The following is a 24,534-nucleotide window of genomic DNA, read 5'->3' on the forward strand; positions in this document are numbered from 1 at the left end:
ACGCCTGCTCCGTAGGCGGGCGTCTCACACCACTCTTGGGGCGGACGGGCCGGTACGCATGTCAGGAGCGGTCGGAGGACGAACCTCCGGGACCCTCGGAACCCCTGGAGCCCTCGGAGCCCCCCGAGCCCCCAGTTCCCTCGGAGCCCTCGGAACCCCCGGAGCCTTCCGAGCCCCCGGAAGGTGAGCGGCCGGCGAGCGACCGGCCGAGGTCCAGCGTCGCCTCCGCCCCTCCCCCCGCCGGATTGGCGAATGTCAGCCGCCCGCCCAGCACCCGCGCTTGCCCGGACGCGATGGTCAGCCCGAGGCCCAGCCCGTGCCCGTCCGAGCCGCCGCCCGTGCGGAAGCGCTGCGGACCGTGCGCCAGCAGCGCCTCCGGGAAGCCGGGACCGCTGTCGCGGACACGCAGGACGCCGCGCTCGACCTCGACGGTCACCGGGGCCGCGCCGTGCCGCAGCGCGTTGCCGACCAGGTTGACGAGGATCCGCTCGACCCGCCGCGGGTCGGTCTCCACCAGCCCGTCCGAAAGCACCCGTATCTCCACGCCCGCCCCGGCGCCCTCGCCCAGCGCCGCCACCGTCCGCCGCGCCAGCTCGCCCAGCGGCCGCAGCTCCGTGTCGGCCTCCTCGGTACGCGCGTCCAGCCGTGCCACCTCCAGGACGTCCTCCATCAGCGCCCGTACCCGCTGGGCCCGGTCCTGGACCATCTCGGTGGGGCGCGAGGGCGGCAGCAGACCGGCGGCCGCGACCAGGCCGGCGACGGGGGTGCGCAGTTCGTGGGCGATGTTCGCGGTGACGTCGCGTTCGGCCTGGAGGCGGGCGGCCAGCGCGTCGGCCATGGTGTTGACCGCGGTGGTCAGCTGGGCTATCTCGTCCTTGCCGCCGCGCGGCAGCCGCGCGGTCAGGTCGCCCTCGGCGATCCGCTGCGCGGTGACCGCCGAGGAGGTCAGCCGCCGTCCCAGCCGGCGGGCGACCAGCAGGCCGACGACGCATCCCAGCGCGGTGCCCGCGATGCCGGACAGCCACAGCACGCGGTCCAGGTTGCGCAGGACCTCCCGCTCCCGTACGTACGGACGCTTGATGGCGATGACCTCGCCGCCCAGCTCGGTCGCGGCCCACAGGTGCGGCCTGGGGCCGTCGGGTTCCAGGTAGACGCCGCGCTCGCCGTGCGCGACCGCGTCCTTCAGCGGGCCGGGGAGGTCGGGCGGGTCGACGATCGCCCGGCCGGTGTCGATGCCGGCCGCCCGGTCCTGCACCAGGCTCTGCAGCCGTCCGTCGATCGATTCGGCCGCCAGGTCGAACTGCGCGTCCACGGTCCGGTTGTGCACGAGCACCCCGATGAGGACCGCGACCACGGCGGCCGTGGCGGCGATCGCTATGCCGATCTTCGCGCGCAACCCCATGGCGGCCTAGAACTCCGGGGTGTGCAGGCTGACCCTGCCCAGCTCGGCGGCCTTCTCCGGCGGCAGGCGGTCGGAGACGAGGGTGGCGCTCGAATAGAACGCCGGCCGGCTCTGCCGCTTCGGCCCGTCCTGCTTGAGCAGGCCGCTGAGCGTGACCTCGACCGGGTACGGCTGTTCCTTGCACTCGGGACGGCACCAGGCGCCGCTGAGCCCTCCGGTGGCCTTGGCCGTCGCGTCGCCCCAGGACGTCCAGTGCAGGCCGGTCAGGCTCACCGCGTCGGTCAGCTCGAAGGAGGCGGGGCGCTGCAACGGGCGGCGGGCCGCGTCGGAGACGTAGACGGGCTCGGTGACCTCGGCGGGGCCGGCCGGCGGCGAGGGGGACACGGCGGGGCCCGCCACCCGCAGGCCGCGCGGGTCGGAGCAGCCGGACAGCAGCAGCGCGGCCGCGGACATCGCGGCGACGCAGGCGGTCGCGGTGAGTGAGCGCACGGGTCCCTCGGTCGGCTGGGCGGGCCTCGGGGCGGCGCCGGGGCGCCACCGGGAAGCCCTGGGGTGGGCTTTTACGACAAAGGTAACCGTGTCCGCCCAGAATGCCCGCACGCTCAGCAGCCCGTTTCACGACGGTCCCAGGACCGTGGAACAGAGGTCTTCCGTCACTTGCGGCAGCCGCCGGGACCGGCACCGCCCCGGCCCCCGCTTGACCCTCCCCTCACGTCAGGCCGCAGCCTGTGTCCGTACGGCACGGGCCGTACGGCGGCCCCCGGCGGGCCGTGGCACGAGAGGCGGTTCCATGGCGTACTCGGTCGGTCAGGTCTCCGGCTTCGCGGGCATCACGGTCCGCACCCTGCACCACTACGACAAGACCGGCCTGCTCTCCCCCAGCGCCCGCAGCCCCGCCGGATACCGCCGCTACGACGACGCCGACCTGGCCCGCCTCCAGCAGATCCTCTTCTACCGGCAGCTCGGCTTCGGCCTCGACGAGATCGCCGCCGTCCTCCGGGACCCGCAGGCCGACGCCCTGGACCACCTGCGCGCCCGGCACCGCCTGCTCAAGGAGCAGGTCACCGAGCTGCAACGGCTGGTCGAGGTCGCCGAGCGGGCGATGGAGGTGCAGCGTACGGGGGTGGAGCTGACGCCCGAGGAGCGCTTCGAGGTCTTCGGCGAGGTCGCCTTCGACCTCAGTTACGCCACCGACGCGCACCTGAAGTGGCAGCACAGCGCGGGCCACCAGCAGGCCATGGCGCGGGCCGCCGCGCACACCAAGGAGGACTGGGCGCGGATCATGGCCGAAGCGGGCGCGTGGCGGCACCGGCTGCTCGCCGCCTTCGACGCCGGCGCGCCCGCCGACGGCGACCGGGCCATGGACCTGGCCGAGGAGCACCGCGCCCACCTCACCCGCTGGTTCACCCCGTGCCCGCCCGACATGCACGGCCGGATCGCCGACGACTTCACGGCCGACCCACGGGCCTACGCGCTCGTCGTACCGCCGTCCCAGCAGCGTCCCGGCCTCGCCGCCTATCTGCGGACGGCGGTGCATGCCAACGCGGTACGGCAGGCCCCCGCCTCCGCCCCTTCCGGGACCGCCCCGACCGGAACGCGTCCGTCCGGGGCTCCCGCGACCGCACCCGCCCCGGCCGGAACCCTTCCGACCGAAACTCCTTCGACCGCATCCGCCCCGCCCGAAGCCGCCTCGTCCGAAGCCGCCCAGCCCTCCTCCTCCCCGGAGCCGTCATGAAGATCCTCGTCACGGCCGCCGGTTCGTACGGCGACGTCGCCCCGTACACCGGCCTCGGCGCCCGTCTCCAGGAGGCCGGACACACCGTCGCGCTGGCCGCCGACGCCTCGTACGCACCGCTCGTACGGGCCGCCGGGCTGGAGTTCCGGGCGCTGCCCGCCGATCCCCGGAGGGAACGGAGCGGGGCTTCCGGCGGGAAGCGGGAGCTGATGCGGCGGGCCGCCGCCTTCACCCGGCAGCTCGGGCCGGGCCTCGCCGATGCCGCCGCCCAGGGCGCCGACCTGCTGCTCCTGTCCGCGACCACCGCCCCGCTCGGCCGGCACGCCGCCGAGGCGATGGGCATCCCGTCCCTCGACCTGCCGCTCCAGCCGAACGCTCCCACCGGCGCCTTCCCGCCCGTGGTCGCGGGCACCCGCTCGCTGGGCCGCCGGGGCAACCGGGCCGCGGGACGCCTCTCCCTGCGGGTGGTGGACCGCCTGTACGCGGACGGGGTACGGGAGCTACGGGCCCAGCTGGGCCTGCCGCTCCTCTCGGCGGGCGCGCTACGCCGCCGCCGGGACGCGGATCGTCGTCCGGTGCTGCACGGCGTCAGCCCCGCACTCGTCCCCCGGCCGGCGGACTGGCGCCCCGGGCTGGAACTGGTCGGCAACTGGTGGCCGTACACGGCACCCGACGCCGCCCTCCCGCCCGCGCTGGAGGACTTCCTCGCGGCGGGCCCGCCGCCCGTCTTCGTCGGCTTCGGCAGCATGGCGGCGGGTGCGCGGGACGACGGCACGGCCGCGCGGCTGACGGCGAACGTCGTCGCCGCCCTCCGCCGCGCCAGGGTGCGCGGCGTGCTCCAGTCCGGCTGGGCGGGCCTGGCCGGACCGGAGACCGGCGACGACCTCCTCACCGTCGGCGAGGTACCGCACGCCCTCCTCTTCCCGCGCACGGCGGCCGTCGTGCACCACGCGGGCGCGGGCACGACGGCCGCCGCGCTACGGGCCGGGGTCCCGGCCGTACCGGTGCCGGTCACCGCCGACCAGCCGTTCTGGGCGGCCCGGCTGGCCGCGCTGGGCGCCGGTACGGGTCCGGTGCCGTTCCGCGCGCTGGCGGAGGAAGAAGGCACACCGGACCTCTTGGCGGAGGCCGTCGCGCGCGCCGTACGGGAGCCCGCCTACCGCACTGCCGCCACCGGGATCGCGCGGCACATGGAGGCGGAGGACGGCGCGGGGGAGGTGCTGAAGGCGGTGGAGAACGGGGGGTGAGGTCAGGGCGGGGACGAAGCAACGCAGGGGGAAACTGAGCAGGGGGGAGCAGGGCGGGGCAGCCGGGTCCGCAGGATTTCGGCCGCCCCCGGCCGGGTCCGCGGGATTCCGGCCGCCCCGCCCGCGCGTCAGCCCTCCGCCCCTCGCGACAGCCGTACGGTCACGATCTGGAACGGCCGCAGCGTCAGCGCCACCCGCCCGTCCCGCACCTCACCGACGGCCGAACCGGCCGTCTCCCGCTCCAGCAGATCCGTCTCCACGGCCCCCGCCACCGGGAACCCGGCCGTGAGCGTCGCCGACGCCCGGCCGCCGTGCGACTCGTACAGCCGGACCACGACGTCGCCGCTCCGGTCCTCGGCCAGCTTCACGGCCTCCGCCACCACCGCGTCGTTGTCGACCGCGACCAGCGGCTCGACCGGCCCGCCGCCCCGCACCGTGCGCTCGGGCAGGTTGATCCAGTGTCCCTCCCGTACCGCGTCGCCGACCGCCGCGCCGGGCGCGAGCGCGTGCCGCAGGCGGTGCCGGCCCTGGTCGGTCTCCGGGTCCGGGTAGCGGGGTGCCCGCAGCAGGGACAGCCGTACGGTCGTGGTCTGGCCGCCGTCGGGGCGGATGTCGCGGGTGACGTCGTGCCCGTACGTGGAGTCGTTGACGAGGGCCGCGCCCCAGCCCGGTTCCTCGACCTGGATCCAGCGGTGCGCGCAGATCTCGAACTTGGCGGCCTCCCAGGACGTGTTGGTGTGGGTGGCGCGGAAGACGTGCCCGAACTGGGTCTCGGAGGCGGACCGGTCGGCCTTCACGTCCAGCGGGAAGGCGGCCTTGAGGAACGTCTCGGTCTCCCGCCAGTCCACCTCGGTGTCGATGTCCAGCACCTTGGCGCCGGACCGCAGCGTCAGGTGCTGTACGACGGTGGAGCCGTGCCCGAAGGACCGGGCGACCTTGACCCGTACCTCGTGCGGGCCGGCCGCGTCGACCGTCAGCTCGTCCACGGACACCAGGTCGGTGACGTTGTGCCGGTAGAACTCGTCCACGTCCCAGGCGTCCCACATGTTGGGGAAGTCCGGGTGGATCTGGAGGAGGTTGGCCGCCGCGCCCGGTGCCACGGCCTCTCGTTCGGCCTCGATGTCATATGCCGACACGACCAGCCCGCGGGCGTCGATCTCGATCCGCAGCCGGCCGTTGGCGAGACGGTGGCCGCCGGTGGCCCGACCGTCCACGGTCAGCGGCTCGACCGTCACCGGGTGTACGGAGACGGGCGCGCCGCTCTGGGCGGGTGCCTGTCCGGCCACCTGCCCAGGTGCCGGCTGCGCGCCGCCCGCCGGGACGCCGCGGCGCGCGTGCGGTGCCGCGTTGAAGACGATCTCCTGGGTGCCGGGTCCGGCCAGCGCGCTCTGCGCGGCGCGGACGATCCCGGTCAGCTCCTCGCGTACCCGCGCGTACGTGTCCCGGGCCTCCCGGTGCACCCAGGCGATCGACGAGCCGGGCAGGATGTCGTGGAACTGGTGCAGCAGCACCGTCTTCCAGATCCGCTCCAGGTCCTCGTACGGGTACTCGTGGCCCGGTACCCGTACGGCCGCGGTGGCGGCCCACAGCTCGGCCTCGCGCAGCAGGGACTCGCTGTGCCGGTTGCCCTGCTTGGTCTTGGCCTGGGAGGTGTACGTGCCGCGGTGCAGCTCCAGGTACAGCTCGCCCGCCCACACCGGCGCGTCCGGATACTCCGCGTGCGCCTTCTCGAAGAACGCGTCGGGCCGCTCGATCTCGACCCGCGGCGAGCCCTCCAGGTCCCGCAGACGGGCGGCGCGGGCCAGCATCTCGCGGGTGGCTCCGCCACCGCCGTCGCCCCACCCGAAGGGCGCGAGCGACCGCGAACCCCGCCCCTTCTCACGGTAGTTGCGGGCCGCGTGCGCCATCTCCTTCCCGCCGAGATCGGAGTTGTACGTGTCGACCGGCGGGAAGTGGGTGAAGACGCGGGTGCCGTCGATGCCCTCCCACCAGAAGGTGTGGTGCGGGAACCTGTTGACCTGGCTCCAGGAGATCTTCTGCGTCAGGAACCACGTCGAGCCCGACAGCTTCACGAGCTGGGGCATGGCCGCCGTGTAGCCGAAGGAGTCCGGCAGCCACACCTCCTTCGTCTCGATGCCGAACTCGTCCAGGAAGAACTTCTTCCCGTACAGGAACTGCCGGGCCATCGCCTCGCCGCCGACCATGTTGGTGTCCGACTCCACCCACATGCCGCCGACCGGCACGAACTGCCCCGCCTCGATCTTCGCCTTGACCTTGGCGAACACCTCGGGGCGGTGCTCCTTGATCCAGGCGAGCTGCTGCGCCTGGGACATGGCGAAGACGAACTCGGGGTGCCCGTCCATCAGGTTGACCATGTTCGAGGAGGTACGGGCCACCTTGCGGACCGTCTCGCGCAGCGGCCACAGCCAGGCGGAGTCGATGTGCGCGTGGCCGACCGCGCTGACGCGGTGGGCCGAGGCGTGAGCCGGGGACGCGAGGACGTCCGCGAGCTGCTCGCGCGCCCGCGCGGCGGTGCCGGGGATGTCCTTCAGGTCGACGGCGTCCAGGGCGCGTTCGACGGCGCGCAGAATGCCGTGGCGGCGCGCGTCGGCCACGTCCAGCTCCCCCATCAGGCTGCCCAGCACCTCCAGGTCCTGAACCAGTTCCCAGACCTCGGTCTCGAAGACGACGAGGTCCATCCGCCGCAGCCGGTACAGCGGCGCGTGGCTCGCGGTCAGCCGGTCGCCCTCGTAGGTGGGGCGGTGGTCCGCCAGAACCGGGTTGGAGGCGGCCTCCACGTACAGCTCGACCTCCTCGTCGCCGGTGGCGGCGTCGGCGACCCGCACCCAGTCGTTGCGCGGGTTCAGGCCCTTCACCGCCTCGCCGTCCGCCCGGTAGACCAGGCCCTCGCACTGGAAACCGGGCATGTTCGCGTCGAAGCCGAGGTCCAGTACGGCTTCGACGGCGCGCCCGGCCCAGTCCGCCGGGACCCGCCCGGTGACCCGGAACCAGGTGGTGCCCCAGGCCGGCCCCCACCCCTCCCCGGTCTTCGTCGGTTCGTAGGCGGCGGCCAGGCCCTCGGCGGGCGGCACCGGCTCGCCCGGCGCCTCCCAGCGCTCGACCGTCAGCGGCACGGACCGGCTGCGGACGGCGGGCACGATGCGGTCGTTCAGGACTCGGCGTAGACGGTGTTCCACGATGCTGCGGTCGTCGTGCATGCGGGTGCTCCGGTGGGTGTGTGGCGGGTGGGGGTGGGTGCGGGGTGATCACGAACGGGTTGCGCGGTTCTGCGGGTTTTCTGCCCCTTGGGCGGGTGACCTACCAGGTGAATACGGCCGCGGCGGCCGCCGAAGAGGCGTACAGCTCGCCGACCGCCCGCACTTCCAGCCGGGTTCCCGGCTCGCCGGACGTACGCCGCAGCGCGGGCAGGTAGCAGGCGGTGCCGCAGGTCCCGCCCAGGAAGCGGCGCTTTCCGTCCGGGAGGATCTGGTGCACTTCGTAGTGCCTGACGGGGGCGGCCTTGGCCGACGGCTTCCAGCTGAGCCGTAGTTCGGCCACGCCGTCGCCCGTGATGTGCGAGGCGGCGATGCGCAAGGCGCTCGGCGGCGCGGGCGTGTGCGCGGCGGGCTCGCCGTCCCGTACGGCGAGGGCGCCGAGCCGCCAGCGCACGGGGCTGCCGCCGGGGGCGCTCAGGCGGACACCGAGCGCGTACGCGGTACGGCCGGGGCCGTCCCCCATGTGCGCGGTACGGCCGGGCCCGTACCCGATCCGTACGGTTGAAGTGACCCAGCCGTCCGCGGCCCGGACTGCCTTCGCGGGAATCCGGCGGAACTCCGGCCGCCCGCCCGCCTCCGCGGGCTCCTCGTACGCCACGGCCGCCTCCACGGTGACCGCCGCCGAACCCTCGTCGGCGCGGTGGGTGATCTCCAGGACGGTGCCGGCGCGCAGGGGCAGCCGCGTCCGGTACAGCTCCAGCGTCACGGGGCGGTCGAGCGCGCCGTCCACGAGCAGACTGCTGCCGCCGCGCCACGCCGCCCCGAAGTCGAAGCCGACAGCGGGCCGCCGAAACGTTCCGCCGCCGTCTGCCCACAGCGCCCAGCGCCGCCCCGGCAGCCGGTCCTGAAGGCCGAGGTGGTTCCACTCGGCCTCGCCGGCCCGCGCCCCGCCCTCGTACCAGGCCGTCCCGTGCCCGGTGTTGAACGTGGAGGCGAACGGTACGGAGGTGACGGTCGAGCGGTCCGCGACCGTACGGGCGGCCGGGCGCCAGGAGCCCGGCCCGGCGGGCGCCGACGGGTCGGTGTTCCGCCCGCCCCAGAACTGGTCGTCGCGCGCGTGGAACGGCCCGGGCGCCTCGCCGGAGCGGCGCGTCCACTCGGGCCGGTAGAGCCCGTACGACACCACGTGGTCCCGGCCCTCCGGCACGAAGGCGTCCCAGTTCACGCGCGCGTCCCAGCCGCTCGCCTCGACGTCGACACCGGCCCACAGCTCGTACGGCGAACGCCCCAGCCGCCGGGCGTACGCGGCCGACGACGCCAGCCGGGCCGCGCTCCACCGGAAGTCGACGAACATCGTGTCGGACAGCTTCCGGCCCCCGCGCTGGAAGAACATCGCGTTCTTGTCGTTCAGCGCGCCCTGCCAGCCGACCCGGCCGTCCGCGTTGAACGCGTCGTACCAGGTGATGCGCAGTTCGGGCGCGCCCTGGCGCAGCGCCTGCACGAAGTCGGCGAACTGCCGGGCCAGCGCGGGGTCGCCGCCGTCGGTCTCGCCGTTGAGGAACCAGCCGTCGAAGCCGTACGTGCGGGCCACCTGGATCAGCTTGTCCGCCAGCGGGAAGCGGCCGCGCGCGTCCTTCTGGACCAGCTCGCGCGTCCAGGTCAGCTCGCCGCCGTACGCGGTGGGCGGGAGGAAGACGTTGCCCAGCACGGGCACGCCGTTGCGGTGCGCGGCGTCGGTGACCGGAGCGTTGGGGGCGAGGATGATGCCCTCGCCGGACGAGCCGCCCCAGAAGACCAGTTCGTCCAGGTAGGCCCAGTGGCTGAGGGCGTAGTAGTCCGCCTTGGGGCCTCCCTGGGAGGGGTTGCCGGCCGTTCCGGCGAAGGAGACGAGCGCCGAGATCCGGGCCTGGCCGGCACGCGCGGTGGCGTTGGCGGGCACCGGCGTGAAGCGCTCGGCCAGGGGCACGGTCGCGGCGTTGTACGGCAGGTCCGCGTCGTCCTGCGGGCGCCAGCTCTTCAGGCTGCGCCAGACCGCGCCCGGGTCGGGCTCGCGGCCCTCAGGAAAGCTGTCGGGGAACCAGTAGGAGGCGAACGGCTGGAGGAAGCCTGCCGCTTTCGGGGGACGTTCCCGTCCCGCCGCTCCGGCGGCGTCCGTCGGTACGGCCACTCTGGACGGGTCCGCCCGTACGACCGCTCCCGCGCTCCCGGAGGTCAGCGGCAGCGCCAGCCCTGCCGCCGCGGCCCCGGCGACCAGCTTGCGCCGGGACGGCCCGCGCTCGGCGCCCCCGCCACCGCCCTTGCCCCCACCCCGCTCCGCATCACGTCGTACGTCCATTGCGTCCTCCACCGCTCGTCCCGCTCTCCGGTCATGTCCGCGCCCGTACTGATCCGATCCGATCCGCTCCGATCCGCTCCCTTCCGTTCCGCTCCCTTCCGCTCCCTTCCGCTCCCTTCCGTTCCCTTCCGTTCCGCTCCGCTCTTCTCCGCTCCCTTCCGTTCCTCACTTCACGTCCGAGGGCCACACCACCTCCGTGATCCCCCGCCCCGCCAGGTAGGCGGCATCGCGCGCCCGGTCCGCCAGGACGGCGCCCGCCCGCACGCCCTGGTCGGCCAGCCGGACCCACGCCTCGAAGAAGGGCCCGCCCGGCGCGCAGACCGACCGGCGCGGCGCCGTGGCGGCGTCCCCCGCGTCCAGGACCAGCGCGGTCGTCCGGCGTACCGGCGGGGGCGGCTCGGCCCGCAGCCGGGCCGCGGTCTCGGCCACCGCCCGCCCCGCCGGCTTGACCGCGCCGTCCGAGGTGAGCAGCCCGAGCCCGTACTCCAGCTCCGGGAAGTCCGCCAGCTCGCGGGACACGTCGTGCGAACACCACCACGTGATGCCGGAAAGCTCTTCGCAGGTCAGGGCGTTGTCGAGGGTGGCCGTGGCGAACGCGGCGGCGTGTTCGGGCGGGACGAGCGGGGCGGGCGCGCCGACCTCCTGGAGCCAGACCGGCCGCGCCGGGTCGTCGGCCCAGGCCGTGGCCACCTGGATCAGGTACTCGGCCAGCCGTACCGTCGCCGTCCCGTCGTGGCCGTGCCGCTGGGCGGTCCCGTTGAAGACCCAGGAGTGGAGGGTGGTGGCCCGGCCGAGGCGCGCGGCCTGGGCGGGGGTGAAAGGGTGGCCGTCCTGGAACCACACCGCGTCGTACTCGGCGTGGGTGTGCGCCCGTCCCGGCGCGGCCCGCTCGCACACGTCCAGCAGCCGGGTCAGCCACTGCCCGGCCTCCTCGTACGTGCACGGGTCGGGGTCCGGGTGCGGCGGCCCCGAGAACTGGTTGACCTCGTTTCCCAGCGTCATACCCAGGAAGTTGGGACGCCCGGCAAGGGACGTCGCGAGGGTTTCCAGGTAGCGGGCAGCGCCGTCGACCGCCTCCGTGTCGGTGAACATGTTGCGCCGGTGCCAGGTGCGCAGCCAGGACGGTACGAAGTCGAAGCTGGACAGGTGGCCCTGGAGGGCGTCCACGGCGACGTCCAGGCCGCACTGCGCGGCCGCGTCCACCAGCTGCCCCAGCTGGTCGACGGCGCGCGGACGGATGAGGGAACGGTTCGGCTGGAAGACCGGCCAGAGGGCGAAGACCCGGATGTGGTCCAGGCCGAGCGCCGCGAGCGCGTCCAGGTCGCGGCGTACGGCGTCGAGGTCGAAATCCAGCCAGTGGTGGAACCAGCCGTGGCTGGGCGTGTAGTTGGCGCCCATACGGGGCGCACGGCCGGCGGACGACGTCACATCGCTTCCCTTCACGTCTTCAGCGCCCCTTCGCCCACGCCCTTGAAGAAGAACCGCTGAAGGGCGAAGAAGAGCGCCATCATCGGGATCAGCGCGGCCATCGCGCCGGCCGCGATCAGCCGCTGGTCGTTGACCGTGGTGGCCCCGGCCAGCGATTTGAGTCCGAGCTGCAGGGTGTAGTGATCGCTGTTGGTCAGCACGATCAGCGGCCACAGGAAGTCGTCCCAGGCGCCCATGAAGCTGGTCAGGCAGACCACCGCCAGCGCGCCCTTGGCGGCCGGCACGAACACCTTCGTGAAGCGCTGCCACTCGTTCGCCCCGTCCAGCACCGCGGCTTCCTCCACCTCCTTCGGTACGGCGAGGAATGCGGCCCGCATGATCATCAGGTTCAGCACGGAGACCGCGCCGGGCAGCCAGACGCCGACGAGCGTGTCCACCAGCCCCATGGAACGCACCGTGAGGAACATCGAGATCATCACGGACTCGAAGGGGAACATCAGCGTCGCGACCAGCACCGTGAACACGGCCCGCCGCCCACGCCACCCGGCCCTCGACAGCGCGTAACCGCCCATCGCGGCGAACACGCAGTTGGAGGTGACGGCCAGCGCCGCGACGATCAGCGTGTTGCCCACGTAGTGCAGCAGGGGGAACGACTCGGCGACCCGTACGTAGTTGTCCAGCGTCGGCTGGCTGGGCAGCACACCCCCGTACACATCCTCCCCGCGCCCCTTCAGCGACGTCAGGAACTGCCAGACGATGGGCCCCAGCATCACCACCAGCATCAGGCACAACGTCAGATAGCGGCCGGACAGACCGAGAACCGCCTTGCGGCCACGGCCCCCGACAGGGGCGCGCCGGGCCCGCCGTGCACCTGGCGAGGACAGTACGGTCACCTCTCGTCTCCTTTCGACAGCCGGTGCCCCAGCAGGCTGAACGCCAGCGTCAGCAGGAACAGCAGGATCGATACGGCTGCCGCGTAACCGGTCTCGCCCGCGAAGCCCAGCCCGACCTGCCGGATCAGGAACGGCAGCGTCCGGGCCCCGCCGCCGGGGCCGCCGCTCTCCCCGCCGAGGATGTAGATCTCGGTGAACACGCGCAGCGCAGAGATCGCCGACAACGTCCCGACCAGCAGCATCATCGGTTTCACGCTGGGGATGGTGATGCTGAGGAAGCGGCGTACGGCCCCGGCGCCGTCGAGCGCGGCGGCCTCGTACAGCGACGTCGGCACGTTCCCCAGCGCCGCGAGGTAGAAGACCATGTAGTAGCCCAGGCCCTTCCAGATCGTGACGATCATGGCGGAGACCAGAAGCATCGTGGAGTCGGTCAGAAATGGAATCGGCCCGGAGATCAGGTGCAGCTTTTCGAACACGGTGTTGACCAGTCCGTCACTGCGCAGCACCCACTGCCAGATCAGCCCGACGACGACCGCCGACGCGATGACCGGCGTATAGAAGGCGGAGCGGAAGAAGCCGATGCCGGGCACCTTCCGCTGCACGAGGACGGCCAGCGCCAGCGGCAGCAGCACCAGGCACGGCACGACGACGGCCAGGTAGACGACGCTGTTGACGGTCGCCGTCCAGAAGTCGGGGTCGTCGAGCGCCCGCCCGTAGTTCTCCAGGCCCACGAAGCGGCCGCCGCGCAGGATCTGGGCGTCGGTGAGCGACAGGATGACGGTGTTGACAAAAGGCCAGAGACTGAACAGCACCACCATGACCAGGCCCGGCAGCAGGAAGAGGTACGGCGTCCACCAACGGCGGTGCACCAGGCCGGTGTCCGTGTCGAGAGCTGTGCGGCTGCGTCGGGCCGCGCGTCGGGAGGGGGCGGAGGTGAGTGTGGCCGGGCCCGAGGTCGAGGTCGTCGGGGCCTCCGCGGCCGGGGGAGCCGTCGTGTGAGCGGTGCGCTTCGTGCGCGTCGTACCGGATGCCATCACCGGTCACTACCGCTTCTGCTTCTGGTGCTTCTGCTGCTGTTCGAGGATCTTGTTGGCCGCTTCCTGCGCGTTCTTGACCGCCGCCGCGGGCTCCTCTTCCCCCTTGATCCCCTTCTGCATCTCCCGCACCACCGCGTCACCGACCTGGGTGGTCCACTCCACGGGCGTGTTGGCGTCCAGCTGGGCCGCCTTCAGCTCCTCGGCCCCGATGGCGCGCGCCATCGTCTCCGGGTCCTTGCCGTCGCCCCGGTCGGCGAAGTACGGGTCGGCGAGCCCCTTCGCGTTCGACGGGTAGATCGTCACCTGTTTCGAGAACGCCACCTGGTTGGGCCCGTTGGTCACCCACTTCGCGAACTCCGCCGCCGCGTCCGGGTGCGCGGTGTCCTTCCGCACGCCCAGCGACTGCGTGTAGATGCCGATGTGCTTCAGCGTCCCGGTGACGGCCGGCGCCACCTGCGTGTTCGCGTACGCCGAGGGGGAGTTGCGCTTGACGTCCTTGAGGACGCCCGGCGACCCGGGCCCGAACACCAGCTTCCCCGCCCCGTAGAGCTGCGCGAGGTCATCGGCCTTGGTCAGCGACTCCTTCGGCATGGCCCCCATCGCGTACAGCTTCTTCATCCGCTGCACCCACTCGACGGCCTTGGACGTGTCGAAGGCGAACGCGTCCTTCTCCTTGTTCAGGATCGGCACGCCCATCTTCTGCCAGTCACCCGGCAGCCTCCCCTTCGGGTCCGCCATGAACGCGCTGTACCGGCCGTCCGCCGCCTTCGCGATCCGCTCCGCCTGGTCGAAGAACTGCTCCACGGTGGTGGGCGGCTTGTTCACGTCGAGCCCGGCCTTGGCGAAGAGTTCCCTGTTGTACGTGAGGATCTCGGGCGTCACGTACCAGGGATACGCGTACACGCCGTCCCCCTTGCCCGGCAGCTTGTACTGCTCCCAGGCACCCGGTACGTACTCCTGCGCGATCTTCGGGTCCAGCCGGGCGACGTCCGCGAGCATCCCCCGGTCGCCGAGCAACTGGAAGGAGTCGGTGTTCAGGTTGACCACATCAGGCAGCCCGCCGGCCTGCGCATCCGCCACGAGCTTCTCGTTGTAACCGTCACCCGGCACGTCTTCCCAGGTCACCTTGGTACCCGGGTACTTCTTCTCGAACGCGTCGATGACGCCCTGCACGTACGCGGTGAAGTTCGGCTTCAGCTGGAGCGTACGGAAGGTGATCTCGCCGGAGACCTTGCCGGTCCGCTTCGGCTGCCCCTCGGCGGCCGAGGACCCCTCGGCCCCGCCGACACCGCAGGCGGCCGTGGCCGACAGCAGAGCGGCCGCGAGGGCGGTGGCCATGACCGGCCGGGAGCGCCCGGGACGATGATTGCTCGCACTGCACGCGCTGCTCGCGCCCTGGGCGCCGCTCGCGCCGTCTGCTCTGCTCACGTTACGTACGGGATCCAAGTGCCTGCGCGTCATGGTCACTCCTGCGTCGGGGAAACGCTTCTGCCCGGGCGGCACGTCCCCGTGAGGGAACGCTCCCGCATCGGGGAACCGCGAGGAAACAGCAAAGAGCCACGCACGGACCGGCACACGACCGGCCGCGCCGCCGGATGGCGATGCCAACGTTGTCGTCCGCTTTCCGTCCCGTCAATGCACGTTCCCCAACTCCGCCGCCCCGAGTTCCCCCCACCTCGTCATCCCTCCGCGCCCACCCCCGCCCTTTCCTGCCACACCACTCCCCCCACCTGCACTAATGCGCTAAAGCCGCCACGCATGAAACCCACCGTCTCAATTCCGTAACGATGCCCGGGAGTTAATCTGCCGACGCACCTTCTTCCACCTCCCCGTACAACGATTGACTTCCCGCACCCACACCGTGATCCTGAACCACCTAATGCGCTTTAGCCCGTTCACCTAATGCGGTTTAGCAACCAAGGCCTCCCCGGCCACCGCACCACGGACACCGGGCCGACCGGAGGAGCTGACGGACGACATGACCACCGGCCCCCCAGCCTCGGACGACGCCCCCCGCACCCCCACGGCGCCCCCGCGCCGCCGCCCGACCATGAAGGACATCGCCGCACGCGCCGGCGTCTCCCCCTCGGCCGTGTCCTTCGCCCTCAACGACCGCGACGGCGTCTCCCCCGGCACCCGCGCCCGTATCCGCGAGGTCGCCGAGGAACTGGGCTGGCAGCCCAACAGCGCCGCCCGCGCACTGTCCGGCGAACGCTCCGACTGCGTCGGACTCGTCCTCGCCCGCCCCGCCCGTACCCTCGGCGTCGAGTCCTTCTTCCTCCAGCTGGTCTCCGGCATCCAGGAGGCCCTCGCCGCCCGGCGCGTCGCGCTCCTCTTCCAGGTCGTCGAGGACCTGGACGCCGAGTGCGCGACCTACCGGCGCTGGTGGGCCGAGCGGCGCGTGGACGGCGTCCTGGTCGTGGATCCCCGCACCGAGGACCCCCGCCCGGCCCTCCTCGCCTCCCTGGCCCTGCCCACTGTCGTCATCGGGGACACCCAGCTGGGACCTGGGACGGTAGCGGCGCCCGGGGCAGGAGCGACACCTGGAACGACCCCGCCCCAGCAGCCCACCCCCACCCTCTCTCCCGCCCCCCTCTCCACCATCTGGGCCGACGACGCCGCCGCGATGCGCTCGATCATCGACCACCTGCACGCGCTCGGCCACCGTCGCATCGTGCACATCGCCGGCCTGCCCGGCCTCGCCCACACCGAACGCCGGGTAGCCGCCCTGCGCGCCGAGGCCGCCCGCCTCGGCCTGGACGCCCGCGACGTCCGCTCCGTCTGCACGGACTACTCCGACGAGCAGGGCGCCGAAGCCACCCGCCGCCTGCTGGCCACCCCTCACCCGCCCACCGCGATCGTCTACGACAACGACGTGATGGCCGTGGCCGGCGCCGCCGTGGCCGCCGGACGCGGTGTTCCCGTACCCGGCGCCCTGTCCATCGTCGCCTGGGACGACTCGCCCCTGTGCCGCGTGACCCACCCGCGTCTGACCTCACTGGTACGCGACACCGCCGGATTCGGCCGCCTGGCCGCCCAGGAGCTGCTGTCCCTCCTGGACGGCGCGCCCACCCGCCGGCTCCAGGCCGAGCTGCCGCACCTCGAACACCGCGAGAGCACCACCCGCGCGCCCTGATTCCCCGTACACCCGGACTCACCCCTGTTACCACCCGGTACGGGGAACCTCTGCGCCGTTCGGGCGCCCACCGGGCGTTTCCAGATGCATCCGCCCGGCGTAGGGCGTGTCCTCACAACTATGAACTGGCTCCGCAGACGACTCCTGCTGCTCGGCGTGGTGCCGGTGGCGATCGGTACCGTCCTCGGCCTGACCGCGACCGAGGCGGTCCCGACCGCGGCGGCCGGCCCGTGGACCCGCCCGATCGCCGCCCATGCCCGCATCAGCTCGCCCTACGGCGTCAAGGGCAACTGGGCCGCCGGCCATCACACCGGTGTCGACTTCGCCGTCCGCACCGGCACCCCGGTCTCCTCGGTCGGCTCCGGCACCGTCGTCCTGGCCAAACGCTCGGGCGACTACGGCCTCGCCGTCACCATCCACATGACCGACGGCTACTACACCCTCTTCGGCCACCTCTCCCGCATCACCGCCCGCGTCGGCCAACGCGTACGGGCCGGCACCCGCATCGGCTACAGCGGCTCCACCGGCCGCACCACCGGCCCCCACCTCCACTTCGAGGTACGCAAGACACGCCGCTACGGCTCCGACATCAACCCCCTCACCTACCTGTCCCGCCGAGGCATCCGCATCACCCACCGCGCCATCCCCCACTAACCCACGCCGCAGTTACGCCTACACCCCCACCCACGCGCCCACCGCCACACCTCCTCTCCCCCCCCCGCCCCGCCCCCTCCCTCCGCCTCCCCTCCCCCTCACCACACCACCACCACGACAGCCCCAACACCCTCACCCAGCCCCCAGCCCCCCCAGCCCCCAGGCCCCAACCCCAGCCCCCAACCCTCAGCCCTCAGCCCTCAGCCCTCAGCCCTCAGCCCCACACAACCCACCCCCACCTCACCCAAGCCAGCCCGACCCATCCCAACCCGTCCCGCCCCGCGCCGCGCCGTCCCGACCACGGCCTACAGACCGAACACCCTCCCGACCATCACGGCACCCACGAACCACTCACCGACGCCCCCATGAGCAACACGCCCGTGTCGACCCAGGCGCTGGGAGACGACGCAGGAACGCCGGAGGCCGACCCCGTACACCCCACACCCGCCGAGCATGGGCAGCCCGACAAGTCAGCCACCCAGCCCGCCAGTCCAGCGCCAAGAAGAAGCCCCCAACAACCCCCGCCCCAGCCCCAGCCTTACCCCCCCCCACCGAAACCCACCCGCCTCCCCGCCCACCCCTTCCCTCCCCTCACCTCCTACCTCCCTCCCCCTACTCCCTCCCCTCCCTATCCCTCTCCGGCAGTTCCTCGACCTCCGCCCGGTCGTACCGGCCGAGCCGCCCCGGAGCCAGCCCGTTCCGCTCCGCCGTCACCTCGAACCTGCCGGCCGGCCACCCCAACAGCGCCGCCGCCTCCTTGGCCGTCACACTCCGCTCCATCCACCGCTGCCGCTCAGCCACCACCCCCGCGACCAGCTCCCCGTCCAGCCCGTCGAGGCTCTCCAGGCTGAACATGGGGTACCCCCGGAACTCCCCCGCCGGCCGAAGGTGCCCCTGCCCCGCCAGCACCCGTACGTCCTCCCGCTCGACCTCCAGCTCCGTACGCCCGGCCAGGTGCTTCGCCGCGTCGATCGACCCCAGCCCGGGATGGTCACCGAGCTCTTCCCTGATCTCCGCCACCCGCTCCCGCAAGCCCTCCACGACCTCGCGCGACCACCGCTTGCCGTCCACGTCCGGCGGCGGCAACAGGCCCCGCTGCCCGGCCCGGCCGACCTGCCACCGCTGAAGGTCCAGCTCACTCGCCAGTTGGTGCGGGCCGAACGTCTCCCCCTTGACCGGCTGACGGCGTCCGCCCTTCACGGCGCCCTGCGCGTCCCCGTAGTTCTCGTCCCCCACCACGGACAGGATCTCCTCGACCCGGTCCGGCAGCGTCTTGGCCAACCCCATCGACCAACGCTCGTCCCCCACGTCCGGGGGCGGAATCAGCCCCCGCGTCTCGGCACGCCGTACGTGCCGCGGTTCGATCCCCAGCCACTCGGCCAGCTGATGCGGCCCGAACGCCCGTTCCTTGGCCATGTGCCCTCCCGTCGCCGCCATCGGATACCCGATCACGTACCCACATGACGAAGCCCACCGGCCCCGCAAGCAACAATTTTAGAGCCCGGGGCCGATTTTCAACTGGCCTGTGGATAACCCTCGTTCCCCCGCGTCCGCGACGTGTCAGCGCCTGCTCGCGGCCACTGCGACGATCCCGCTCAGGACGCCGAGCGCCACGCACAACGGCGAGTACAGGACACTGTTCAACCGCTGGAACTCGACGGCGGCCCCGGAGTTCATGAAGTACCCGCCCACGCCACGGGCCAGCATGACCACGGCCAGCCCGTACATGCCCACCAGCCGCAGCCAGTCCGGGCCGATCGCCGGGATGGACTCATTGACCATGAGCGTGAGCACGGCGCCACCGATCAGCGCCGCCCCCACCAGCATCGTGCTGGGCGCCGACGGCATCACACCGTCGTCGCTGCCACCGATCGTCTTGGTGAACGTCACCGTGTCCTTCATCGGCCAGGTCGTGAAAGCCCAGACGAAATGCAGCACCCCGACTGCCGCCAGAACAACCGCCAACCCCACCGGAATCACCGTGCGAACCATGTACAACGCCTCCCCCTGGCCGCCGCCCATACGGAACAGACCCAGTATGGCAACTGCTCTTAATCACACCGCAGTTGGGGTGGCCTTGACACGCCGACCGCCATCAACCGTCGAGCAGCGGCCGATAATCGGCCGCAGCGACACCCACCCCATCCACGACGACCTCGGCAGCGCCGTCCTCGCCGTCCTCAGGGGTGGCGTCGGTGATCACTTCGAGTCGGCGGGGTCTTGTTCCGCTTCGGCCACGAGACCCCGGTCAGCAGGCGTCGCACCCATGGGGCCTCCGGGCTCCGTCCGGACCATCCAGGAATCACCACCGCACCACGGCGAGAAACCACTCCGCGCGCCACCCGGGCACACCCCGGACACCGTCCCGCAACGCAAAGATCCCGCCCGATCAACAGATCGGACGGGATCTCATGAACCACTCCCGAGCCAACTCGGAAACAGTCCGCCGGTGGACCTGAGGGGATTCGAACCCCTGACCCCCTCGTTGCGAACGAGGTGCGCTACCAGCTGCGCCACAGGCCCTTGCGACGAGTGAAACTCTAGCATCCTTGTCGGGGTGCTCAAAAATCGCTTCCCGTGCTGGTCAGCTGTGGGGGGTCACTCGTTCGCCGCGCGGGGGCGGTCCTCGTCGGCGTACTGGTCGAACAGGGGGGTGCGGCCCCGGGTGCGGCGGCCGGGGGTGGTGCGGCGCTGCGGGGTGGCGGACGGGGTGGGCTGGGGGGTCTCGGTGGCCGGGCCGGAGCGGGCGGAGCTCCAGGCGTCGTCGGCGTCGAGGTCGACGTGGCTGGTGGCGCGCGGGGCGACGGGGGCCGTGACGTACGTCGGGAGCGGGACCGGGACGGGGTCCCAGCCGCCGGGCTCGGTGCGCTCGCGTTCGCGCTGCTGGTCCACCCACTCCGCGTGGTCGGTCTCCTCCACCAGGGCGCGGCGGCCGGCCGTCGACGCCGGCTCGGGGCGGGGGGCGGGCGCGGGAGTGCGCGCCGGGGCGGGGGGCGTGGTGGCGGCGTCCTCAGCGGGGGCTTCGTCGGCGGGGGGCTGCTGGGACGCCTGAGGAGGGCGTGGCCTGCCCTCCCGTAGCCGCTGGGCGGCCGCCTCGGCCTGGCGCTGGTCCATGGTGAAGGTGAAGCGGCGCCGTTCCTGGGCGCGGAGGTAGACGATGTACGCGCTGAGCAGTATGGCGGGGATGGCCGGCGCCCAGAGGAAGGCGAGGCCGCCGACGGCCGCGACGACCGTGCCGACGGTGAAGGCGAGGAAGAGGACGGTGGTGGTGCGCCGGCGGCGGGCCAGCACCTTGGCGCGCTTCATGCGGTCGGCGGTGGAGGCCCGGCCGAAGCCGGGCTTCTTGACGGGACGCGGCGCAGGGCCGGTCGCGCCGCCGGCGGCGGGCGCCGGCTGGCGTTGAGCGGCGGGCGGAACTTCGTCCGCGGGCGCGTCGAAGTCCCGGACGTCGGCCTCCTCGGCCACGGCGTCCGGCTCACGCACTTCGCCCGCATCGTCGGTGGACCGGCCGCCCTGCCCCTCCAGCCCCTTGGCGTAACGGCGCTCCATGGCCGCGCGTCCGGACAGGAGCCGGATGGCGGTACTGAAGCGCTCCGTCGGCCGGGCTTCATTGAGCTCGTCCTGCCTGCGGAGCCACATCGGCACCAAGTAGGCGGCCCAGGCCCCGACGATGACTGCGTAGATGAGGCCGCTGCTGCTCACGTCTCACACGGTAGAGGGGTTTGCAGGGGGCCATCCGCCAATTGAGCCGGTGTGTCGCACGATCTGGCTGATATCTCGAACTTTTTTTGTGATTGTTGAGATCAGCCGTACGCGGTTGTGGTCAATTGGTGAAAATATTCGAACACGTATTTTATTTGTGGGGTGTGCTGGGCTTCTCCCGGTGCCAGCGGGCCAACAGCCCCTCGGGCACCTCCTCCGCGGTCAGCGCGAATACGAGATGGTCGCGCCAGGCCCCGTCGATGTGCAGATAGCGCGGACGCAGCCCCTCCTCGCGAAAGCCGAGTTTCTCCACGACCCGTCGGCTGGGCAGGTTCTCCGGCCGAATACAGACCTCGATGCGGTGCAGGCCCACCGAGCGGAAGCAGTGGTCGACGGCGAGCGCCACCGCCGTCGGTATGACGCCGCGGCCCGCCACCGCCTCGTCGACCCAGTAGCCGACATGCCCCGAGCACATCGAGCCCCAGGTGATCCCGGCCACCGTCAGCTGCCCGGCCAGCCGTCCCCGGTGCTCGACGACGAACGGCAGCATCCGCCCCGCGTGCGCCTCGGCGCGCAGGTGGCGGACCATCTGACGGTACGTGGGCCGGTGCGGCGCGGGAATGCCCGGCGGGGGCGGCGGGATGGTCGCCTCCCAGGGGCGCAGCCAGTCGCGGTTACGGCGGTTGACGTCGCGCCAGGCCCGTTGGTCGCGCAGCTTTATCGGGCGGAGGGCGGTCTCGCCGTCCGCCAGTACGACGGGCCAGGGGGCGTTCAGTGTGCGCTCCCGGTGGAGGTGGAGCCCTGGGACGTCGTCGGCATCGGCGCGTGGTCGCCGCCCCGTAGCTGGTCCACCGCGTGCGGAAGGAGGCCGGCGAGGACCGCCAGGCCGTCACGGACGCCGCCGGTGGAGCCGGGCAGGTTGATGATCAGCGTACGGCCGGCGACTCCGGCCAGGCCGCGGGAGAGCGCGGCGGTGGGCACCTTCGCGCAGCCGGCGGCGCGGATCGCCTCCGGGATGCCGGGGACCTCGTAGTCGATGACGTCGCGGGTGACGTCGGGGGTGCGGTCGGTGGGAGAGATACCCGTACCGCCGGTGGTCAGGACGACGTCGTAGGCAGCGGCGACGGCGGCGCGCAGGGCGGCCTCGACGGGCTCGCCGTCCGGGACCACCTGCGGCCCGTCGACCGTGAAGCCCAGCGCGGCCAGGCCCTCGGCGAGCAGCGGCCCACCCTTGTCCGCGTACACACCGGCCGCCGCGCGGTTGGACGCGGTGACGACGAGGGCCCGGGGTGGGGTGGGGGTGGAGGAGGTGGGTTGCTGAGACGAGGCGTGCTGGTGTGAGTGGTGGGACGCTTCCGGGCTCGGACTCGGGCTCGGACTCGGACTCGGACTCGGACTCGGGCTCGGACTCGGACTCGGACTCGAACTCGGGCTCGGGCCTGGGCCGGCAGGGGCGGCGGCCCCGGTGGCCCCGTCCGCGGAGCCCGGTCCTGGGTTGGGTGGCGTGGTGGCGGAACGGTCGGGGGCCGTGCCCGGGCCCGGGTTCGCGGTCGGGCCGCGCACCGCGCCGGACGCGGTCTCCGGCCCCGGATCTGCCGTCGTGCCGTGTCCGTCCTGGCCTGGGCGGTGCCGGTCCGCGGTCATGAACGGCTCCAGTGGCCCGACTTGCCGCCCGTTTTCTCCTCGACCCGTACGTCGGTGACGACCGCGCCCTTGTCGACGGCCTTGACCATGTCCACGACGGTCAGGGCGGCGACCGAGACGGCCGTCAGGGCCTCCATCTCCACGCCCGTGCGGTCGGTGGTGCGAACCGTGGCCAGGATCTCCACGGCGTCGTCGGCCACCCGGAGGTCGATCTCGACCCCGGAGATCGCGAGCGGGTGGCAGAGCGGGATCAGGTCGGGGGTGCGCTTGGCGCCCATGATGCCGGCGATACGGGCGGTGGCGAGCGCGTCGCCCTTCGGGACCCCCTCGCCGCGCAGCAGCTCGACGACGCGCGGCGCGACCAGGACGCGGCCGCTGGCGCGGGCGGTGCGCGCGGTGACGTCCTTCCGGGACACGTCGACCATGCGGGCCGCGCCCGACGCGTCGAGGTGGGTGAGGTCTTGCTGGCCGCTGCTCATCGTTCTCCCGGTCCGGACCGTGCCGCCTGTGCGACGACACCGTACCCGCAGGCGTCGGCCGTCACCCGGCTACCCGGTGCGGACGGCACCCGGGGGCAGTACGGATGGCCTTCACGTACGGTGCGGACGGCCCGCGCATACGGTGCGGACGGCGCCCCCGCGTACGGTGCGGGGCAGCACGCGCGAGCAGGCCGACGGCACCCACATCCGGCGCCGACGACTCCCGCGTGCGGTCCGTACGGCCCCCGCGGCGCCGTACGGCCGGCACCCGCCCTACCCCTTCTCGTCCCCCGCGATCCCCCTGACACCTCACCCCAGCAACACAACCTCCACCTCCGCCCCCTCCGCCACCTCGGTCGTCTCCTCCGGGATCACGATCAGCGCGTTGGCCTGGGCCAGCGCCTTGATCAGGTGGGACCCGGCGCCGCCCACGGGCGTGACGGTGGCCGTGTCGGCGTCGTACCAGCCGCGCAGGAACTGGCGCCGGCCCTGCGGGGAGGACTCGACGGCCGCGCCGCAGGTGGCCCGGGAGGTGTGGCGGTGGACGTCGGGCAGGCCCATGAGCGTACGGATGGCGGGGCGTACGAACAGTTCGAAGGAGACGTAGGAGCTGACCGGATTGCCGGGCAGGGCCAGCAGCGGGGTGCGGTCCGGGCCGATGAGGCCGAAGCCCTGCGGCTTGCCCGGCTGCATGGCCAGCTTGCGGAACTCGACGGTGCCTTCCTCGGCGGACAGGTCGGCGAGGGTCTCCTTGACCACGTCGTACGCGCCGACGCTGACGCCGCCGCTGGTCACCAGGATGTCGGCCCGGATGAGCTGGTCCTCCAGGGTGGCGCGCAGCGTCTCGGCGTCGTCGGCGACGGCACCGACGCGGTAGGCGATGGCGCCGGCCGCGCGGGCGGCGGCGGTCAGCTGGAAGCTGTTGGAGTCGTGGATCTGGCCGGGGGCCAACTCCTCGCCGGGCTGGACCAGTTCGCTGCCGGTGGACAGGACCACGACCCGGGGGCGCGGCCGGACCCGGACCGAGGCGCGTCCGATGGCGGCGAGCAGGCCGGTCTGGGCGGGGCCGATGACGGTGCCGGCCGGCAGGGCCAGTTCGCCGGCCGGGACGTCGCTGCCGCGGGCGCGTACGTGCCGGCGGGCGTCGACCGGTCGGTAGATCCGGACCTCGCCGCCGGCGGCCTCGGGCGCGGCGCTGTGCGCGCGCATCGCCTCGGCGGGGCCGCCGCCCGTCCCGCCGTCGGTCCATTCCACCGGCACGACGGCTTCCGCGCCGGGCGGAAGGGGCGCGCCGGTCATGATGCGGGCGGCTTCGCCGGGGCCGACGGCGGGCAGTTCGGCGCTGCCCGCCGCGACGTCGCCGACCACCGTCAGGGCGGCGGGGAACTCGTCGGTGGCGCCCGCCACGTCGGCGACGCGGACCGCGTACCCGTCCATGGAGCTGTTGTCGAAGGGCGGCAGGGCGGCGGGGACGGTGACGTCCTCCACCAGTACGCAGCCCTGCGCGTCCAGGAGGTGGAGCTCGATCGGCTCCAGCGGGTGGATCTTGGACAGTACGTCGTCGAGGTGGTCGGCCACCGACCAGACGCGTTCCTGGTGGGTGATCCGGCCGGTGGTGGCGCTCACG

The 24,534-nt window shown here is 72.9% G+C and carries 17 protein-coding genes, 1 tRNA gene and 2 pseudogenes; 4 read left to right on the forward strand and 16 right to left on the reverse strand.

Features of this window, described 5'->3' with window-relative positions; translation table 11 throughout:
* Positions 1 to 61: 61 nt before the first annotated feature.
* Entirely contained in the window at positions 62 to 1,402 is a 1,341-nt protein-coding gene (locus JXZ78_RS14930; RefSeq protein ID WP_033036952.1) for an ATP-binding protein, read from the reverse strand.
* Positions 1,403 to 1,408: 6 nt separating this feature from the next.
* Positions 1,409 to 1,891, reverse strand: coding sequence for a hypothetical protein (locus tag JXZ78_RS14935; protein ID WP_030017121.1), 483 nt, complete (start codon positions 1,889 to 1,891; stop codon positions 1,409 to 1,411).
* 301 nt (positions 1,892 to 2,192) lie between these two features.
* On the opposite strand from JXZ78_RS14935, the pseudogene JXZ78_RS14940 reads away from it, so the two are divergent.
* Together JXZ78_RS14940 and JXZ78_RS14945 are read left to right on the forward strand one after the other, a co-directional pair.
* Positions 2,193 to 2,960 (forward strand): annotated as a pseudogene (locus JXZ78_RS14940) (MerR family transcriptional regulator); the annotation flags it as partial.
* Positions 2,961 to 3,133: 173 nt separating this feature from the next.
* Entirely contained in the window at positions 3,134 to 4,384 is a 1,251-nt protein-coding gene (locus JXZ78_RS14945; protein ID WP_030017119.1) for a glycosyltransferase, read from the forward strand.
* 128 nt (positions 4,385 to 4,512) lie between these two features.
* On the opposite strand, the gene JXZ78_RS14950 is transcribed toward JXZ78_RS14945, so the two are convergent.
* The 6 genes from JXZ78_RS14950 to JXZ78_RS14975 form a co-directional block, all read right to left on the reverse strand.
* On the reverse strand, positions 4,513 to 7,602 hold the full coding sequence (locus JXZ78_RS14950; RefSeq protein ID WP_238783112.1) for an alpha-mannosidase: 3,090 nt from the start codon (positions 7,600 to 7,602) through the stop codon (positions 4,513 to 4,515).
* Positions 7,603 to 7,702: 100 nt separating this feature from the next.
* Positions 7,703 to 9,934 carry an endo-beta-N-acetylglucosaminidase gene (locus JXZ78_RS14955; RefSeq protein ID WP_078623891.1) on the reverse strand — a complete coding sequence of 744 codons (2,232 nt, stop codon included), beginning with the start codon at positions 9,932 to 9,934 and terminating at the stop codon, positions 7,703 to 7,705.
* Between the two features lie 165 nt (positions 9,935 to 10,099).
* The gene (locus JXZ78_RS14960) at positions 10,100 to 11,332 is read right to left on the reverse strand and encodes a glycoside hydrolase 5 family protein (protein ID WP_030017116.1); all 1,233 of its coding nucleotides are present in this window, start codon (positions 11,330 to 11,332) and stop codon (positions 10,100 to 10,102) included.
* 41 nt (positions 11,333 to 11,373) lie between these two features.
* Entirely contained in the window at positions 11,374 to 12,255 is an 882-nt protein-coding gene (locus JXZ78_RS14965) for a carbohydrate ABC transporter permease (RefSeq protein ID WP_078623890.1), read from the reverse strand.
* A complete protein-coding gene (locus JXZ78_RS14970; RefSeq protein WP_372498424.1) occupies positions 12,252 to 13,289 on the reverse strand; it encodes a carbohydrate ABC transporter permease in 1,038 nt (345 codons plus the stop codon). The genes JXZ78_RS14965 and JXZ78_RS14970 overlap by 4 nt, the downstream gene beginning before the upstream one ends.
* A 9-nt stretch (positions 13,290 to 13,298) precedes the next feature.
* Entirely contained in the window at positions 13,299 to 14,720 is a 1,422-nt protein-coding gene (locus JXZ78_RS14975) for an ABC transporter substrate-binding protein (protein WP_238783113.1), read from the reverse strand.
* A 550-nt stretch (positions 14,721 to 15,270) separates the two neighbouring features.
* Between JXZ78_RS14975 and JXZ78_RS14980 the strand changes: the two genes are divergently transcribed.
* A complete protein-coding gene (locus JXZ78_RS14980) occupies positions 15,271 to 16,428 on the forward strand; it encodes a LacI family DNA-binding transcriptional regulator (protein ID WP_050501957.1) in 1,158 nt (385 codons plus the stop codon).
* 120 nt (positions 16,429 to 16,548) lie between these two features.
* Positions 16,549 to 17,082 carry a M23 family metallopeptidase gene (locus tag JXZ78_RS14985; RefSeq protein WP_030017110.1) on the forward strand — a complete coding sequence of 178 codons (534 nt, stop codon included), beginning with the start codon at positions 16,549 to 16,551 and terminating at the stop codon, positions 17,080 to 17,082.
* Positions 17,083 to 17,694: 612 nt separating this feature from the next.
* Here the strand turns inward: JXZ78_RS14985 and JXZ78_RS14990 are convergent.
* The 8 genes and pseudogenes from JXZ78_RS14990 to glp form a co-directional block, all read right to left on the reverse strand.
* Positions 17,695 to 18,498 carry a hypothetical protein gene (locus tag JXZ78_RS14990; RefSeq protein ID WP_030018073.1) on the reverse strand — a complete coding sequence of 268 codons (804 nt, stop codon included), beginning with the start codon at positions 18,496 to 18,498 and terminating at the stop codon, positions 17,695 to 17,697.
* Positions 18,499 to 18,642: 144 nt separating this feature from the next.
* Positions 18,643 to 19,074 carry a DUF3995 domain-containing protein gene (locus JXZ78_RS14995; RefSeq protein ID WP_030018072.1) on the reverse strand — a complete coding sequence of 144 codons (432 nt, stop codon included), beginning with the start codon at positions 19,072 to 19,074 and terminating at the stop codon, positions 18,643 to 18,645.
* Positions 19,075 to 19,532: 458 nt separating this feature from the next.
* Positions 19,533 to 19,605 (reverse strand) — tRNA-Ala (locus JXZ78_RS15000).
* Between the two features lie 75 nt (positions 19,606 to 19,680).
* Complete coding sequence (sepX, locus tag JXZ78_RS15005) at positions 19,681 to 20,784, reverse strand: divisome protein SepX/GlpR (RefSeq protein WP_238783114.1); 1,104 nt, start codon at positions 20,782 to 20,784, stop codon at positions 19,681 to 19,683.
* A 151-nt stretch (positions 20,785 to 20,935) separates the two neighbouring features.
* The gene (locus tag JXZ78_RS15010) at positions 20,936 to 21,559 is read right to left on the reverse strand and encodes a GNAT family N-acetyltransferase (RefSeq protein ID WP_078624639.1); all 624 of its coding nucleotides are present in this window, start codon (positions 21,557 to 21,559) and stop codon (positions 20,936 to 20,938) included.
* Positions 21,556 to 22,080: pseudogene (locus JXZ78_RS40760) on the reverse strand (MogA/MoaB family molybdenum cofactor biosynthesis protein); the annotation flags it as partial. The gene JXZ78_RS15010 and the pseudogene JXZ78_RS40760, both read right to left, overlap by 4 nt.
* Before the next feature lie 344 nt (positions 22,081 to 22,424).
* On the reverse strand, positions 22,425 to 22,907 hold the full coding sequence (moaC, locus tag JXZ78_RS15020; protein ID WP_030024315.1) for a cyclic pyranopterin monophosphate synthase MoaC: 483 nt from the start codon (positions 22,905 to 22,907) through the stop codon (positions 22,425 to 22,427).
* Positions 22,908 to 23,216: 309 nt separating this feature from the next.
* Positions 23,217 to 24,533 carry a molybdotransferase-like divisome protein Glp gene (gene glp, locus JXZ78_RS15025; RefSeq protein ID WP_033039825.1) on the reverse strand — a complete coding sequence of 439 codons (1,317 nt, stop codon included), beginning with the start codon at positions 24,531 to 24,533 and terminating at the stop codon, positions 23,217 to 23,219.
* Between the last annotated feature and the right edge of the window lies 1 nt (position 24,534).

The organism is Streptomyces monomycini (assembly GCF_022271435.1).
GTDB lineage: Bacteria > Actinomycetota > Actinomycetes > Streptomycetales > Streptomycetaceae > Streptomyces > Streptomyces monomycini.

Excerpts from the sequence above, each read along its gene's own strand:
- JXZ78_RS14930 (WP_033036952.1), bottom strand. The coding sequence starts at position 1,402 with ATGGGGTTGCGCGCGAAGATCGGCATAGCGATCGCCGCCACGGCCGCC.
- JXZ78_RS14945 (WP_030017119.1), top strand. The coding sequence starts at position 3,134 with ATGAAGATCCTCGTCACGGCCGCCGGTTCGTACGGCGACGTCGCCCCG.
- JXZ78_RS14950 (WP_238783112.1), bottom strand. The coding sequence starts at position 7,602 with ATGCACGACGACCGCAGCATCGTGGAACACCGTCTACGCCGAGTCCTG.
- JXZ78_RS14955 (WP_078623891.1), bottom strand. The coding sequence starts at position 9,934 with ATGGACGTACGACGTGATGCGGAGCGGGGTGGGGGCAAGGGCGGTGGC.
- JXZ78_RS14960 (WP_030017116.1), bottom strand. The coding sequence starts at position 11,332 with ATGGGCGCCAACTACACGCCCAGCCACGGCTGGTTCCACCACTGGCTG.
- JXZ78_RS14970 (WP_372498424.1), bottom strand. The coding sequence starts at position 13,289 with ATGGCATCCGGTACGACGCGCACGAAGCGCACCGCTCACACGACGGCT.
- JXZ78_RS14980 (WP_050501957.1), top strand. The coding sequence starts at position 15,271 with ATGACCACCGGCCCCCCAGCCTCGGACGACGCCCCCCGCACCCCCACG.
- JXZ78_RS14985 (WP_030017110.1), top strand. The coding sequence starts at position 16,549 with ATGAACTGGCTCCGCAGACGACTCCTGCTGCTCGGCGTGGTGCCGGTG.
- JXZ78_RS14990 (WP_030018073.1), bottom strand. The coding sequence starts at position 18,498 with ATGGCCAAGGAACGGGCGTTCGGGCCGCATCAGCTGGCCGAGTGGCTG.
- JXZ78_RS14995 (WP_030018072.1), bottom strand. The coding sequence starts at position 19,074 with ATGGTTCGCACGGTGATTCCGGTGGGGTTGGCGGTTGTTCTGGCGGCA.
- moaC (WP_030024315.1), bottom strand. The coding sequence starts at position 22,907 with ATGAGCAGCGGCCAGCAAGACCTCACCCACCTCGACGCGTCGGGCGCG.